Source organism: Microcoleus sp. LAD1_D3 (assembly GCF_036702135.1).
Classification (GTDB): domain Bacteria; phylum Cyanobacteriota; class Cyanobacteriia; order Cyanobacteriales; family Microcoleaceae; genus Microcoleus.
Genome location: NZ_JAUBSB010000051.1, coordinates 31,126 through 47,495, shown reverse-complemented (window position 1 = coordinate 47,495; position 16,370 = coordinate 31,126). Strand labels below are relative to the sequence as shown.

The window sequence follows — 16,370 nt, the reverse complement described above, 5'->3', positions numbered from 1 at the left end:
TTTGAGTAATAAAGTCGGCAATCTCTTCTACTAAGCCAATGGGAAAGCCTAAATCCATCGTGTCTACGCACTCCAATTTTCCATCAGCACGTACCACAATCATTTCCTCATGTTGTCCGCTTAATTTCAGGACGCCTCCGGCATAGTCTAATATAGCTAGAGACATATTTTTTGGGGAGTCCATGCGCTGAAGATTGTCATAAAGAGTCTGGTTGAGGACATCCAAAAACTTCACTGGATCGGTTTCGTTCATTTTATGAAGCGTCCTGACTGCCGTTTGTGCCATAATCATCAACAAGCCGCTTTCTAAACCGTGCCCCGTGACATCACCAATGCTAATCTTGACTTGACCATCCTGTTGCAATACGTCGTAGTAATCGCCGCCAACTTCATCGGCTGGTTCCATAAATCCAGCTATTTCTAAGCCTTCAATTGCTGCGAGTTCTGACTGTTTGGGCAACACCATTTGTTGCAGTTGTTTGACTATATCGAGTTCTGCACTCATGCGGACATTTTCGGCTTTGAGTTTTCGATTCAGGGTACTAATTTCTCCGTTAGCTTGAGCTAGTTGAGCGGTTCTTTCATTAACTTTATCTTCTAAGTTTTGATAGAGTGTGGCATTTTCAATCGAAATAGCTGTTTGTGAACATAAAATTTTTAAAACTTCCAATCTATCTGGGGTAAATGCCCCCACCGTCAGATTATTTTCGAGATAGATAATACCGATCAGTTTGCCTTGATTAATAATAGGAATACATAAGACTGACTTGGGCTGCTTTTTAACAATATAGGGTTCACGAGTAAAAACTCCTTCGTTAGTAGCATCAGATAAAACGACATCCTCTTGAGTTCTTGCAACATATTGGATGACACCTAGTGGCAGTTGTTCGCTATTTTCAATGTTGATTGACTGTAAGACAGTGACTTGTTCTGAATCCACAGATACTTGTGCTTCAATCAGCAATTTTTCCTGAGATTCTAAAATCAGAGAACCAACTTGCGCTCCCGCATTCTCAATAATAATCCGCATCAATTTCGCCAGTAATTTATGTAGCACAATTTCCTCGGATAGGGTTTGTGAAGCTTTCATGACTGTGGTCAAATCCAGCTCTGAAGAAGTGTTCCTGCCAGTTGTGGTAGGCGGCGTGGATATTTTTGTGCTAAGTGTTCCCCTGTTTGAGGGCTTTCTTTGTAATAACTGAGGATAGCGCGTATCTAAATCGTTAACTTTAGCTGTTGCCCCCCAGCGGAGATAGCAATAATGGGCATCTTGCATATAGACTTGCGCGATTTTATCTTGATCTAAAGCGAGATAAAACTTAGCGGCGAGTTCGTGTGCCAGTGCTTCTTCATTGATGTATTCATGTTCTTTAGCAAGAGCAATAGCTTTTTTGTAATAGTCCATTGCCACAACCTCTGACCCTTGAACTCGGTGCCGTTCTGCTTCTACAAGATAAAATTTATGTAAATGATTCATTGGGGCATGATGCGCCCATTTTTTAAACTTTTTCTGGTTAGATTGCACCTTTCGAGATAGGTGTTCTTGCTGGAATTTTGAGGAGGAAGAATACACAGCAACTCTTGCAAGCGAATCGTAAAAGTAAAATAACGTAGTAGGCAACATCCCTGCTGCACTATCTATATATTTTTCCGCTAGTGCCGCATTGTCTAGCGCTTCCTCATACTCTCCAAATAGGTAACAGAGTGTCAGTTTTTCAAGATATGTATGAAAAACTACTGTTTGGTCATTCGCCTCAAGATCAAGGGGCAGTCTTTTCGATTCGTCATAAACATCACCAATTAAACGGCAGGGATTTTTCGATTGCCCCATCAAATTCAGAACCTTCTGCCGATTTAGATTAAGGTAATGAAAGTTTCGCTCTTGCTTTAATTTTTGGATAGTATCACTGTATTTGGCTGCCTCCCGCTCAACAACAGCTAACTCCTGCCCCACGCAATAAGAATTGTAGGAGTTCCACAATAGGGAATATGTCCCATATTCTAAATCTCCTGTTTCTAGTCCGCTCGAATAGGCGAGCAGTAAAGGCTGTAATGTCTGCCTTCCATGCTCCTTCCAATGCCTGATAAAGAAATTAACAAGAGAGACTGTTTTCGCTTTTACTTTCTTAGCATTGAGCCGCTCTAATAGACTTAAAGCTAGGTTTCCAAATTTATAGCCGGATTCAATGTCTCCTAATACTCCGCAAAGAATCAACCCATAACCTGCATACATTATTGATGAGAAGGAAGCATTACCGTATTTGACCGATATATTGATACCTTTAAAAAGAACCACCGGCAATAGGTTGGGAGCAGCTATATAGGAAGCAGAACTTACAATCGATAGAATACGAATTGCTGCCAACTTATCCGGATCAGTCATTTCGGGTAAGTTGATTAAGTCCTCAATTCGTTTCCCCCGCAAGGCTAACTTTGTCCCCATCAAACCGAGTAAAATATCTAAGTTACTGGGATTTTTAGGCAAACTTACTCCCAACAGCTTCAGAACTGTTAGTCCAGTATGGACTGCTTCTAATGGCTTGTTCTGCATTAGATAAGCAGAGATTTTAACTTCATAAACTTTCACCTTATCCAGTAGTGCTTTGCCCTGTTGCAGCACGATTGGAACTAATCTCTCCATTTCATCGAATTGACCGCACAAATAGGCAGCTTCTGCGGCTTCTACATAAAGAGCAAGTGTAATATCGTACTGTGTCTGCCAACTTGACCCGCCTTCACTTCCGCCCTTGCTAAGGGAGGACTCAGAGGAGTTCAACAACCCCAAGCCGACTGTTAGGTAGGTAAGGGCGGGTTGATAAGCGGCTGAGGCTTTTGCTTTCTTGCCAGCTATTAGGTTTAACTTTGCCAATTCATCTCGCTGCTGCTGGTTTTCAAGCAGATTGCTGCCGAAATTCAATTGATTCACAATATCAAAGATTTTTTCCTCTTGCTGCTGGGGTGGGGTACTATTCAGCAGCAGTTGACCGATTTGCAGATGGCTTGCTTGCTTGCGGTGTGAGGGAATGAGAGAATAGGCGGCTTGTTGGATGCGATCGTGGACAAACCTGTAAGCTACCTTGAATTCATTCGGATTTCGGTCTGTTTGCAGAAATTTGTAATCATCTCCCACTGGAACAATTAGACCTTCTCGCACGGCTGACCAAAGTTCGTTTGCCGTTTCTTTTTGCGGCTTTTTACCTACACTTGAGAGAGTTTTTAAATCAAACTCGTTACCGATACAAGCAGCCGTTTTTAATACTTCTTGCGTCAGTTCTGGTAGCTTTTGAATTTTTTGATTCATCAACTCAACGACATTATCAGTAATACCTCGTGCTTGAATTTGATCTAAATTCCACTGCCAACTGCTACTGACAAAATCGAAATCTAATAGGTTTTCTGTATAAAGCGACTGGAGAAACTCTTTCAGGAAGAACGGATTCCCCTGAGTTTTGGCAAGCACTAATTCGGTTAATGGCTTTGCCCTTTCTGCGGCACATTTAAGCGTATCGGTAATTAACTGATTGACACAAGTTAAATCTAACGGCGAAAGCAAGATAGAATCTACAGTTACTCCAGATTTTTGAAGGTCTGACAAGGTAATTTTTAAGGGATGGGCTGCACTGACTTCATTATCTCGATATGCCCCAATCAGCAGTAGATAGTTCGTATCTACATCGGTCATCATTAGCTGCATTAATCTCAGAGTAGCGGCATCTGCCCACTGTAAGTCATCTAGAAAGATAACTAAGGGATGCTCTTGTTGACAAAAAACCTGAATGAAGTTTTGAAAGACTAAGTTAAACCGATTTTGGGACTCAGTTGCTGCTAGCTCTAGGACGGCTGGTTGCTTGCCAAGAATCAGTTCGATTTCGGGGATGACCTCAATAATAATTTGTCCGTTTGCTCCTAATGCTGATACGAGTTTGTCACGCCATAGGTGCAGTTGTTCGGATGTTTCAGTTAGCAGTTGTCGAACTAATTCTCGAAATGCACTGACGATAGCACTATAAGGAATATTTCGCTGAAACTGGTCAAACTTACCAGAAATGTAATAACCGCGTCGTTCAGTAATTGGTTTATAGATTTCTTGAACTAATACTGATTTACCAATACCGGAATAACCAGCAACGAGCATGAGTTGGCTGATGCCATGAGTTATCTGCTCAAAAGCTGCGAGTAACGTTTCAATTTGGCTTGACCTGCCATAGAGCGTTTGTGGGATTTGAAATCTATCAGAAATATCTTGTTCGCCTAAAACAAAATCTTCAATTTTCTCACCATTTTCGAGTTGCATCAGACAGAGCGCCAAATCGTCTCTAATGCCTAAAGCACTTTGGTATCGTTCCTCGGCTGTTTTCGCCATGAGTTTCATCACGATTTCTGAAACGACTAGAGGAATTTCGGGATTAACTCTATGGGGTGGAACGGGTTGTCTAGCAATATGACAATGAACCAACTCCATTGCATCGGTAGCGTCAAAAGGCAATTGGTTTGCCAATATTTTATAAAAGGTAACTCCGAGCGAGTAAAAGTCAGTGTGGTAATCGATCGCTCGATTCATCCTGCCTGTTTGTTCGGGAGAAATATAAGCTAACGTTCCTTCTAAAACATTAGGGCTTTTTAAGGTAGTGTTTTCCCTGGACAAAACTGTGGACAAGCCAAAGTCAATAATTTTTAATTCTCCGGTTTGAGAGTTGAAAACAATATTGGACGGGTTAATATCTTTATGGATAATGTTTGACTGATGAATTCTCCCCAGAGTTTCAGCGATCTGAATGGCGATTTGGAGAAATTCTAATAAGGTAAACTGTCTTTTTTCGAGTAATCTCTCTAAGGATTCTCCACCGAAATCCTCTAATAGCATTACCAGTGTGTTGTTATGTTTTCGTAGCTCGTAAGCCTTAACAACTCCCCCTAGTTCAAAGCTACGGGTAATTTCATATTCCTGCTGGTAACGGACCAGTTCGGCAGGGGTAGGATAGTCTTCTTTGAGGACTTTCAGAATCAGCGGTTGGTTATCTTGTTCTCTAATTCCCCGATAGACCAGGGAATTGGCACTTTCGTAAATTTGGGCTAAAACTTTAATTCCAGGAAGTCTAATCATGTTTGGCTCTCTATATTTGGCAGTTATGAACCTTACGGGCGATGGTCAACGACTGCTGATGGTACTCAATCGCCTTGGCATAGTTGCCCAGGGAAGCGTAAACATTTCGCAGATTACCCCATGCTGCCCCCTCACCTTAGAGATTTTAATCTCTCGGTAGATAATCAATATCTGTTGACAAGACTCAAGGCTTGTTGAAATTGACTTGTCTCACCCTACTGAATTCCTCCCTCCAATAACTTAGTATCGCAGCCACCAGGCTAGTATTTTTTCTAATATTCCTCTAAGGATAGCCGAGACCCTTGCGGATATTATTGAGATTGACTCCTTCATTAACCAGTTCGGTCGCGTGTGCGTGTCTGTGTTCATGGATGGTACAGCTTATGCCTGCCTTGGCACAATAACCAGCCCACTTCTCCTGAACCGATCGATCGCGTAATCAGCCACCCCTTCCATTCTTTTGAAGCTAGATGCCAAGTCCAATGTGATTACTGCCATCCCTAAAGTGCTGGAGATGCTGGAGATTAGGCGGGGTTGAAGGATGAAACCCGACACTCATCACTGCTTCTCCACCTCAACCCTGTGCGAGCGCCCAATCGAGTCATGTTTGGTTTCACATTACCTAGTGATTTATAAGCAAGGACGTGACAGACTCAACCCAACCTACAGCGAGGGCGATCGCACTCGTTCCTGCTCCACGAAGGCTTCGCCTCCAGTAAACGGCAAAGCCGCATCGGAACGGTAGGTTGCGACATTAGACCTAATGATTAGCTTATGCTAGACCTCAACATCGGGAGAAGTCACTATGCTTGGTAAATCAAGGAAACCGTTATCGCCTGGAATTTTCAGAAAAATTCCCCTACAAGTGCTGCTAATTATTCCATTTGTTGTCCAAACAGTTGGAGCAGTGGCTGTTGTTGGTTATCTTTCCTATAGAAACGGTCAAAAAGCAGTAAATGAGGTAGCTACTCAGTTGCGGAATGAGACTAGCGATCGCATCAACCAAAATCTAACTTCTCTGCTTGCTATTCCCTTTCGATCCTTTGAAAACTATGATGCAGCCCTGAGCCAAAGCCGCATCGATCTTAATAATGGGAGAGACGTAGAGAAGTTTCTATGGGCACAACTCCCTGCCTTTCCCCTTGTTGCTGCCGCAGCTTTTGTTACCCCCAATCAGGAGTTTTTTGCTGGTGAACGGCAGGATGATGGCGCGATCGTCATTCGTGCTTCGGAGGTAGAAAATAACCACACTTTGACGACCTATACCGCCAGTCCAGAGGGGGAACGCCGGGAAATTATCAACGCCGGGAAACCTAACTTTGACCCCCGCAAACGCCCCTACTATAAAATTCCAGTCCAGCAAAAGCAAGCTGTTTGGGCAAAACTGTATCCCCACATTACAGGTAAATACCTATACATTGCGGCTGGCAAACCCATATATACTAAGACTGGAGATTTCCAAGGAGTGTGGATGACCAGCTTAAATCTGGTAATGTTTGGGGATTTTTTAAGTAAACTCAAAATCGGTAAAACTGGGCAAAGTTTTATTCTGGAACGTTCTGGAGAAATGATTGCCACCTCTACAGGGGAAAAGCCCTTTCAATATTACCCAGACAAGGTTGTCCAACTGCCAGAGCAACGAATTGAACGGCTCAAGCTTGTCAATAGTAGCAATGCCATCACCCAAAAAGCGAGTCAAGCTTTGCTAGAGCAGTTTCAGGATTTTCAAAATATCCAAGCATCTCATCAACTGGAATTTACCGTTGATGGTAAAAATTATTTCCTCCAAGTCGATCCTTTTCGAGATGATAAAGGTATTGACTGGTTGGTGGTGGTGACTATTCCAGAAGAAGACTTTATGGCACAAATTAATGCCAATACGCGCAATACAATTTTGCTATGTTTGGCGGCACTGGGTTTAGCGCTCGCTGTTGGTATCCTCACCGCCCGAACGATCGTAAATCCTGTTCTTAGATTGACCCAAGTATCTAAAAAACTTGCTGATGGCAACTTTGACCAACGAGTCGATACCAAAGACTTGATTGAAATTGAAGAAATTGAAACCCTAGAACAGTCCTTCAATAGCATGGCAGGGCAACTCCAAGAAGCCTTTGAAACCCTAGAAGATAAAGTTAAAGAACGTACTGCGGATCTTGTAACTGCTAACGAAGAAATCATCGGCCTCAACGAAAGACTCAAAGAAGAAAACCTGCGAATGGGCGCAGAATTGGATATCGTGCGTCAAATGCAGCAGATGATTCTGCCTAATGCTTCTGAACTGGAAATTGAAGGACTCGATATTGCCGGATACATGGCTGCTGCTGATGAAGTTGGAGGCGACTACTATGAGGTCTTAAACACTGATGGTGTTGTCACTCTTGGCATCGGTGACGTTACTGGACATGGACTCGAAAGCGGTATCTTGATGCTGATGGCGCAAACAGCAGTTCGTACCCTCAATGAGATCCGCGAAACTGATCCGGTTCGGTTCCTGGATGTGATCAACCGCACCCTTTACAAAAACGTGCAGCGCATGAATTCCGAGAAAAGTCTCACCCTAGCGATTTTAAACTACTCAAAAGGATGGGTCAGCATCAGCGGACAACATGAAGAAACAATCATTGTGCGAAACGGTGGAGAAATTGAACGTATCGACACAATGGATTTAGGCTTCCCCGTCGCCCTTTACGATGACATTGCTGAGTTCATCAGCCACATTTCACTTGAACTACAGCCAGGAGATGGTTTAGTGCTATATACCGATGGTATTCCCGAAGCAAAAGATATTAAGAAAAAACAATATGGACTTGAGCCCATGTGTAAAGTCATTAGCAAAAACTGGCATTTGTCTGCGGAAGAAATCAAGCAAGCGGTTATTGACGATGTGCGGCGACATATTAGCACTCAAAAAGTGTTTGATGATATTACCCTGCTGGTTTTGAAGCGGACGGAATTAGGTGTAGAAACAGAGTTACACCCTCAAGCAGTCGCATTGGTTTAGAGCGATCGCCAACACCTCGAAATAATAAACTGATAAGTGAGTACACATTTGTGATATAATTACCTTGAGTTTCCTAAAAATTAGAAAACTTGTTATTTAAAATATAACTAGCTATGCCTCAAATCTTCGGAGATTTCGTCGAAAGCTTTCCCCCTGAGCAGGATTCGTTGGAATTAACTTTTACTCCAAGTTCACTTCCAATTAAAAAGCGCTGGCGTAGTAATCGACTCTCAGCTAATTTTATGGCTGATTACTTTTCCAATTTTCTCCCGGTAGATGAGGAAGATCCAGCCCACCAACGACGAATTAAAGAAAGTAAAGCAGCGGTTAATTATGTGGCAAATGAACTGTTGGAAAATGCCCTAAAATTTAATGATCAAGCAACTAAATTCAAAATTAAATTTGGAATTTACTTTCTTGAAGAAGATGACGTTACCGCCGTGGTTTTCGCTACAAATAGTGTGAGTGCTGAAGGGCTTGATAAGTTTCAGAGTTTTATTCAGGAACTTTTGTCCTCCGATCCACAAGAACTCTACGTGCAACAAATAGAAAAAAGTGCAGAAGACGAAAATAGTGTAGCATCAGGTTTAGGTTTTTTAACGATGCTCAATGATTATTCAGCAAAGCTAGGCTGGAAATTTGAAATAGTCCAAAAAGATCCTAAAATGATTGCTGTCACGACAATGGTACTCGTTCCAGTCTAGTTCCCAGTTTTTTCCAGAACCAAAATTAACTTATTAACAAAGGATAGAACCGATAGTGGCAACTCAAGAAGTTAAAGGTGAAGACTATATTGTTCAATTCGATCCTGACTCTGTAATCGTCTACTTCAAAGGTGAACTTAGCCTTGGTGGACCTACAGAGTACGCTCCTATTACACACTTACTGAATGAAGTGGCTGAGTCTGAACCCAACACAATGACGATTGACTTGAGAAACTTGGCATTTGTAAATAGTTCGGGCATTAGTATGTTGTCTAAATTTGTTCTCAGTATGCGAAAATACAAAGGAGTTCAGTTAGTCGTTTTGGGGTCGAATGATATGCCTTGGCAAGGAAAATCTCTTAAAAACCTAGAGAAATTGTTGCCCGGACTGACGTTGGAAATAGAATAAGCGATCGCTAAGAGGCATAACTTACAACTAGCTGATGGTGTACATTCTCCCGTTCCTTTCTATCAACCTTGAGCAAGTCTTACTGGTGCTGCGTAGTCTGGTACTAACAGTTGTTGGAGCCACAATCCTGTATGGGCTATTGTTTTACACCATGCGGACGCTATTTCGTCAATTGGAGCGAGATATTGCTCTGGTGACGCTCAATGTTTCTGCTTATCCCGCCTTGAGCGTTTTTATTCTAATCAGTTTGAAAGTTACGTTTGACAATCTGAAGCTGGGACTCGAAGGGGTCGATCGCTTCTTAATCGCCTGCATTATCGTCACAGCAACCTACTGGTTGCTTCGGTTTTTCAACCTGGTTGTAATCTACTACCTCAAAGAGTATGCTGAGCAGACAGAAATTATGTGGGATAACGTCCTGATCCCATTGCTGGAAGGCGTGATTCCAATCCTGATTTTCCTGAGTGGCATTGCTCTGATTTTGCAATGTTCCTTTGGAGTTAACTTGACTGGTATCTGGGTGACGTTAGGAGGAGCCAGCTTGATTGTGGGCTTCGCAACCAAGGATATCCTGGCAAATTTCTTTAGCGGTTTGGCGCTGCTAGTAGATACCCCCTTTGAATTTGGGGATGTGCTGCGGCTAGAAAGTGGTAATCTGGGTGTACTAAAAAAGATTGGGCGTAAGGATTCATGTCATGTAAAAAGCAGTAAAACCTATACGGTGTAACCATTTGAGCGAATAATTATCAAATATCCATTCTTATTAAGAAACCCTGAAAGCTTTGATTTTCGTACCTATTGAGAATGAATCTGTTGATTTAGCGAAGGCTTTAATTCTACAAGTCCTTCTGTGACTACGTTTCAGATACCTGAATCCTTACGATTGGGCTGCGAGTCACTGAGGTTTATTGGTTGCTGAAGATCAATACCTCCTGCCCGAAACTTGGGAGCATCGCATTGAGCTTTTGAAGCGACGGGTGAGACGATTGCTTCAACAAATCTTGAACCCCGATCGCCTAGAAACTTGCAGTGAAATTTATCGAGAGATTACGAGACACCTTCAAATCTATATTACCCAGCAGCCCATTAGCTAAAAACTAGATAAAAATGACTGTTGCTAACATTACTGACTACATCCCTTGCTTCCTATGCTAGAAAATTTCCTACCGTTTAGCGTGAATTCTTGGATATTTCTCCTGAGTGAATTAGCCATATCTGCGATCGCCACAATCTTACTTTATCTCGTGTCGTTCCACATATTGCGCTCGATTTTTCGCAATTTTGAGCGAGATATCGCTCTGGTTACGCTCAATGTCTCAATGTATCCAGTGCTGATTGCTTTTGTTCTCGTTACGCTTAAATTTAGTTTCCATCGCTTAATTGATATCGCTCTGATTGAAGGACTGGATCGATTTCTCACCGCCTCTCTGATTGTTACCATCAGCTATTGGTTTATCCAGTTGTTTACTCAGGTTTTCATCTATTACCTGAAAGATTATACCAAGCAGACGGAGGTAATGTGGGATGACGTGCTGTTGCCCCTGCTTGATGCGGTGATTCCCGTGGTCATCGTTCTGTTTGCAAGTGTCCTGGTTCTCAAATCGTTTGGGGTCGATCTCACTGGCATCTGGGTTACTTTGGGTGGTGCGACCTTTATCATCGGTTTTGCCGTTAAGGACATTCTGGCCAACTTCTTTAGCGGGATTGTGCTGCTGATTGATACGCCATTTCAGTTTGGAGATGTCTTGCGCCTAGAAGATGGCTCGCTTGGGATGCTGCGAAAGATTGGTGTTAGAGTCACCCAACTTTATATGCTAGAAAACTACTGTGATGTGTATATTCCCAACAGCGTTTTGCAGAGACAAAACATTACAAATCTGAGCCGCCCGACAGCCTATTACTTCTATTCCACTAAGATAGAAGTTTTGCAAAAATATCAACTGGATGATGTCAAACAAGTGATGGAAGCCATCATCCTAGCTCATCCCGATACCCTGGGCGATATTGACAAAAAACTAGAATTGATGGATTGCTACTACAATCCCCTAGTCGATAAAAACCTGGCAAAACAACAAAAATTGGGAAAGCTGCGTCTGTTAGCCGAAAGTGAAGTCAATCTCAAATTAGAAGAGATTGAGCAGGCGCTAGAAACCTTAGCTGTGACTCTACAGTTTGCTGAAAAGGGCGGCTTGACTCAGGATGAAATTGACAACGTGCAGCAGGAATATCGAGAAGTTCTGAGTTTGATTGGACTCAATGTCATCACCACAACTCAAAATAATCGCTCAGTGTTTGAATTTCAAGAAACCCGTTTGGATGAAACGCTGATAAAACTGGTTCGTAAGTGGTATCGTGCCTGGATTCGCGACCCCAATTTACTGAATGACGATGAATCTGTGATTCCTGACGAGTGGGAACTCAAGATCAATATGCTCAAGCGCCGAGTCCAACGCCTCTTCCAAAAAATATCAAATCCCCAGCGCGACGAAACTCGCTTAGATGATTACGTCATGGAATTGAAACAGTGGTTACGAGAACGATTTAAAGAACCCCGACGCAAATGGCAGGAACCCCAGATTTTAATGACTGGAATGAATCACGATCCATCGGGTATTTACGTCGAGTTCAAGCTCAACTTTTTCATAGATGATATCAAACTAGAAAATGGTCGGCGGGGCGATCGCGTTAGCAGTCAAATTTACGAAGAGGTGATGCGGTATCTCAAACGCAGCCTCCCCACAGAGGCTGAATCTCCAGAAAACTCCAAAGCTGTAATCAAGGTCTAAAGCGTTCGCTCAACTGTGCGATCGTTCGCTCTAAAAGGGCTGACTTTAACCGCAGCACAAGCAATTTTTCAGGATAGAGACTGTGCCGCTAGCGATGAAACCGTCTGGGAGTCCGTCACCAGTCGCTACGCGGGTAACCCGCTGGCACTCAAAATTGTCGCGGCTGCTATTTGGGAATTGTTTGGCGGCAATGTCGATCTGTTCGTGCCCTACTTGAAGCAAGGCGGATTGAAGTTTGGCGACATCACCGACTTACTTGATCGCCAGTACGAACGACTCACGCCACCCGAACAGCACATCCTGTACTGGCTCTGTATCAATCGGGAACCTACTTCCCTAACAGAGCTAGAGTGGAAAGTAGTGTCCGAGCCAATCTCACGCCAACTGCTGAATATTCTCACCTCACTGGTTAGGCGTTCTCTGGTGGAGCGATCGGATCGGGGGTGGTTTCTCCAACCGGTGGTAATGGAATACCTAACCGAGAAGTTGATAGCTCAAATCTGTCGAGAAATTACGCAACAGGAATTAGCCTGCTTCAAAAGCCATACCTTAATCGAGGCTACGGCAAAAGACTATGTTAGGCAAACCCAGATCCGTTTGATTTTGCAGCCGATAGTCAGCCAGCTTGTCGCTCGACTGGGCAACCAAAAAAGTCTAGAATTTTACCTGACACAAATTCTGGCTCAACTGCGGCAAAAACCAACGCTACCGCCCAATTATGCGGCGGGAAACCTGCTCAATTTGCTGTGCTATTTACAAACAGATCTCGCGGGCTACGACTTTTCCCAGCTAACCGTTTGGCAAGCCGACTTGCGAGCGGTGAATCTAGCAGGCGTGAACTTTACGGGAGCCGATTTGAGCCGCTCCGTGTTTGCCGAACTCTTCTCGGGCGCGATCTCGCTGGCATTTAGTGCGGATGGGAAGCTGCTAGCAACCGGCGATTCTCGCTGTGAGGTTCAGGTTTGGGAGGTTGCCAGCGGCAAACAACTCGTAACCCTGAGAGCTGACGGGGCGACAGGTCGCCTGAAGAGCAGACAGGGAGGGCACTCTAGACAAATAGCATGAAAAAAGATAGGGTAAGAAAGCTTCTTACCCAAAAACAATTAAATGATACCAGAATTATATCATGCCCATTTGTCAGAAAAGCTGACACGTTCTAATTACTTATTGACAATTTTATTGATTCAAGTAGTGCAATCGATTAAAGAAGTCACATTGGAAAGCATAGCGACAAAACTAGCGATACCCATTAAATTTGAAAGTAGAAGAAAAAAAGTTCAGAGATTTTTATCAGAGGATAAATGGGTTCTAATAGCACTTTTTATATTGGACTTTGGGGTGAATCATGGGTCGATTCGATGTTTAGTAATTGGCAGGTTGTTGTTGAATTAATGTCTTTGTCTTCACATAAACTACCTAATTATCAACAAGGAATAAGAGCTATGAGGCTTATTCTATCAGCGTTATAAGCGACTTGTCGCCCCGCCAGCCCTGAGAGGGCATGAGAGTTGGGTGTGGTCGATAGTTTTTAGTCCCGATTCTCGATTATTAGTCAGCGGTAGCGATGATTATTCTGTAAAGGTATGGAATTTAGCAACAGGTGAATGCCTGCAAACCCGCAAAGGACCCCCAAACCTGCTGAATGCAGTGAGTTTTGGTAATTCAACATCCAGGGAATTTGACGGTCGTTGCATAACATTATACCAATTTCCTAAAGTAGTGCTACAATTACTAGAGGTGATTTTTGTAAGTTAGTACCTAAACAGAAGGAGGAAAAATGTCAGGAGTGGTGAAAATTGATATCCGGGAAACAGAAGAAGAACTGAAAGCTCTTCTGAGGAGAGAGAAAAACGCTCACCGCCATGAAAAACTGCAAGTTCTGTATGGGCTCAAAACCCAAACGGTAGAAACCGTATTGTCTGCTGCTGTGCGCTTAGGGAAACATCGTACCACGGTACAAAGATGGTTGTCTAGTTATAGAGAAGGGGGAATAGAAGAATTATTATTGCAGAAACCTCGTTCGGGAAGACCAAGAATAATGAACCCTGAAACTGTAGAGAGATTATCAAAAGAATTGCTGGAACCTGAAGGATTCAGTAGCTACAAAGACGTACATCAATGGTTGACAAGCTGCTGTGAAGTAAAAGTGGCATATCGCACAGTACACCAGTGGGTAAGATATCGGCTAAAAGGAAAATTAAAGGTGCCGCGTCCTGTGAGTGAAAAACGGAAAACCGGGGTAGTAGAAGAATTTAAAAAAAACTGCCATTCCTGGTAAAAGCCAGCCTGAATCAGAGTGAGAGCTTTCTAAATCAATGGAAAAAGGTTCGGTATTGGAGTCAAGATGAAAGTCGAATGGGGCTACATACAATTCAAAGAAGAAAATTAACGGGCATTGGTATTAAGCCTCACGGAGCAGTGCAATGGGACTTTATATATCTGTGGTTGTACGGAGTAGTAGAACCTCAAACAGGAGAGGGATTCTTTTATGAATTTACGCATCTAGACACAGTGTGTTTTGAAAAGTTTTTGGAGCTATTTGCCACCGCTTATCCAGATGATTTGCATATAATTCAACTAGACAATGGAGGATTTCATAGTTCATTGAACCTAAGTATACCAGAAAACGTGATTTTACTGTTTCAGCCGGCCTATAGCCCGGAAGTGAATCCAATAGAAAGGTTATGGGGGTATGTCAAGGAACAATTAAAATGGTTAAGATTTGATCACATAGAAGAATTGAGAGAGACACTACGAAAAGAGTTAAAAAAGCTGACTAACGAAGTGATTGCTTCTTTGACGGGATATCCATTCATATTAGAGGGTTTATCTGTAGCGGGAATTTAGGAAAATAGTATTAGCAGGTCAGGATTCCGGCATCTGGCATCCAGCATCACTGTTACAGCATATTGAAGCGCTTCAGGGACACAATTTTCTGGTGCGATCGCTGACTTACAGCCCTGACGGGGACTTTTTGGCATTGAGCACTTCAGCTTCAATTATCCATTTATGGAATATTCAAACTGGCGAGTGCCAGCAAACCTTCAGCGGGCATCAACACTTTGCACGACTGCTGAAGTTTAGCCCCGATGGCACCGTCTTAGCGAGCAGCAATTTTGACGAAGAGAGAGAGCGCTACATCCCAGAAGTTAAGATTTGGGATGTCAGAACCGGAGACTGTCGGCTGACACTGCAAGGACATTCAGGCTTAATCAACGATTTTGCCTTTAGTTCGGACAGTCAATGGCTCGCGACGGCCAGTAGCGACCAAACAATTAAGCTTTGGAACCTGCAAACGGGCGAATGTGCTAAAACCTTCCTCGGTCACTCCAGTCGAGTGCTGAGCATCGCGTTTGCACTCCATGACCAGTCTTTAGCCAGCGGAGGGGATGATCGCGCGATCGTGCTGTGGGACATCCACACGGGGCGGAGCCTCAAAACATTCCAGGGATATACCAATGCTATTTACTCGCTGTCACTGTCGCCCGATCGCTGCACCCTTGCCACTTCTCATGAAGATGAATCCGTCAAACTTTGGAGTTTGGAGACAGGAAAGGTGTTCGGGACGCTGCGCGGGCATGGGAACCGAGTGTGGTGTGCGGCGTTTCCCCCGCTGCCAAATCCTGACGCTAGTGATGAAAATCAATACGCGAACAACCTGCTGGCAAGCTGTGGGGCTGACTACAGCGTGAAACTCTGGAATTGGCAAACCGGACACTGCCTGAGAACGTTGCGAGGTCATGCCAACTGGGTTTGGAGGGTTGTCTTCAGCCCCAACGGACAGTTACTCGCTAGCGGGAGTTACGATCGGACAATCAAACTTTGGGATGTACGGACAGGTGAGTGCATCAAAACATTTCAGGAACCAGCCAGTGCCATTCTGTCTGTTCTCTTTAGCTTTGATGGGCAATCTCTGATTAGCGGAGATTATAGTGGGACTATGAGGCGGTGGAACGTACAAACAGGCTCCAGTCTCTGCTGTTGGCAGGCTCACGAGGGGCGAATTTTTACGCTTGCCCTTCACCCGGACAGCGTTCGGGTTGCCAGCGGTGGCAGTGACCAGCTCGTTCGGCTGTGGGATGTGCGGACGGGTCAATGCTTAAAAACGTTTCAGGGACATCGGGCTGCGGTTTCAGCCGTTTGTTTCGCGACCAACGGGCAGCACCTTATTAGTGCGAGCTTCGATCAAACTATTCGGATTTGGGATATTGCCACAGAACATTGCATTCAAACGCTGCAAGGACACCAAAATGTTGTTTCCTCTGTCATTGATGACACTGCATTGTTCAGCAGCAGTCTTGACCAAACCATCCGAGTGTGGAATTTGAGCTCTGGAGACTGTTGGAGAAAATAGCACATCGCGCAT

Annotated in this window: 13 protein-coding genes and 1 pseudogene; 11 read left to right on the top strand and 3 right to left on the bottom strand. The window is 43.7% G+C overall.

Annotated features, from left to right (window positions below):
- The 3 genes and pseudogenes from QUA74_RS22925 to QUA74_RS29955 all read right to left on the bottom strand — a co-directional run.
- Positions 1-5,104 (bottom strand): AAA family ATPase (locus tag QUA74_RS22925; RefSeq protein ID WP_333333786.1); only part of this gene is annotated, 5,104 nt, incomplete at its 3' end.
- Positions 5,105-5,114: 10 nt separating this feature from the next.
- A complete protein-coding gene (locus tag QUA74_RS22920; RefSeq protein WP_445302167.1) occupies positions 5,115-5,195 on the bottom strand; it encodes a tetratricopeptide repeat protein in 81 nt (26 codons plus the stop codon).
- Between the two features lie 192 nt (positions 5,196-5,387).
- A pseudogene (locus QUA74_RS29955) lies at positions 5,388-5,525 on the bottom strand (tyrosine-type recombinase/integrase); the annotation flags it as partial.
- Positions 5,526-5,645: 120 nt separating this feature from the next.
- On the opposite strand from QUA74_RS29955, the gene QUA74_RS22915 reads away from it, so the two are divergent.
- The 11 genes from QUA74_RS22915 (at position 5,646) to QUA74_RS22870 (ending at position 16,358) form a co-directional block, all read left to right on the top strand.
- Positions 5,646-5,849: a hypothetical protein gene (locus tag QUA74_RS22915; protein ID WP_333333784.1), complete on the top strand. Its 204-nt coding sequence runs from the start codon at positions 5,646-5,648 to the stop codon at positions 5,847-5,849.
- Between the two features lie 60 nt (positions 5,850-5,909).
- On the top strand, positions 5,910-8,105 hold the full coding sequence (locus QUA74_RS22910; protein WP_333333782.1) for a SpoIIE family protein phosphatase: 2,196 nt from the start codon (positions 5,910-5,912) through the stop codon (positions 8,103-8,105).
- Between the two features lie 113 nt (positions 8,106-8,218).
- Positions 8,219-8,809 (top strand): DUF6272 family protein, encoded by a 591-nt coding sequence (locus QUA74_RS22905; protein WP_333333780.1) that lies wholly within the window; start codon positions 8,219-8,221, stop codon positions 8,807-8,809.
- A gap of 55 nt (positions 8,810-8,864) precedes the next feature.
- Entirely contained in the window at positions 8,865-9,218 is a 354-nt protein-coding gene (locus tag QUA74_RS22900) for a slr1659 superfamily regulator (protein WP_333333778.1), read from the top strand.
- 34 nt (positions 9,219-9,252) lie between these two features.
- On the top strand, positions 9,253-9,945 hold the full coding sequence (locus QUA74_RS22895; RefSeq protein ID WP_333333776.1) for a mechanosensitive ion channel family protein: 693 nt from the start codon (positions 9,253-9,255) through the stop codon (positions 9,943-9,945).
- Positions 9,946-10,366: 421 nt separating this feature from the next.
- Positions 10,367-12,004 carry a mechanosensitive ion channel family protein gene (locus tag QUA74_RS22890; protein WP_333333774.1) on the top strand — a complete coding sequence of 546 codons (1,638 nt, stop codon included), beginning with the start codon at positions 10,367-10,369 and terminating at the stop codon, positions 12,002-12,004.
- A 15-nt stretch (positions 12,005-12,019) separates the two neighbouring features.
- The gene (locus QUA74_RS22885; protein WP_333333772.1) at positions 12,020-13,069 is read left to right on the top strand and encodes a pentapeptide repeat-containing protein; all 1,050 of its coding nucleotides are present in this window, start codon (positions 12,020-12,022) and stop codon (positions 13,067-13,069) included.
- 426 nt (positions 13,070-13,495) lie between these two features.
- Positions 13,496-13,759, top strand: a complete 264-nt coding sequence (locus QUA74_RS29950; protein ID WP_445302166.1) for a WD40 repeat domain-containing protein — start codon at positions 13,496-13,498, stop codon at positions 13,757-13,759.
- Between the two features lie 22 nt (positions 13,760-13,781).
- On the top strand, positions 13,782-14,282 hold the full coding sequence (locus QUA74_RS22880) for a helix-turn-helix domain-containing protein (RefSeq protein ID WP_333333771.1): 501 nt from the start codon (positions 13,782-13,784) through the stop codon (positions 14,280-14,282).
- Positions 14,267-14,851, top strand: a complete 585-nt coding sequence (locus tag QUA74_RS22875) for an IS630 family transposase (protein ID WP_333333790.1) — start codon at positions 14,267-14,269, stop codon at positions 14,849-14,851. Before QUA74_RS22880 ends, QUA74_RS22875 begins: the two co-directional genes overlap by 16 nt.
- A gap of 4 nt (positions 14,852-14,855) precedes the next feature.
- Positions 14,856-16,358, top strand: coding sequence for a WD40 domain-containing protein (locus QUA74_RS22870; RefSeq protein ID WP_333333788.1), 1,503 nt, complete (start codon positions 14,856-14,858; stop codon positions 16,356-16,358).
- Positions 16,359-16,370: the final 12 nt, after the last annotated feature.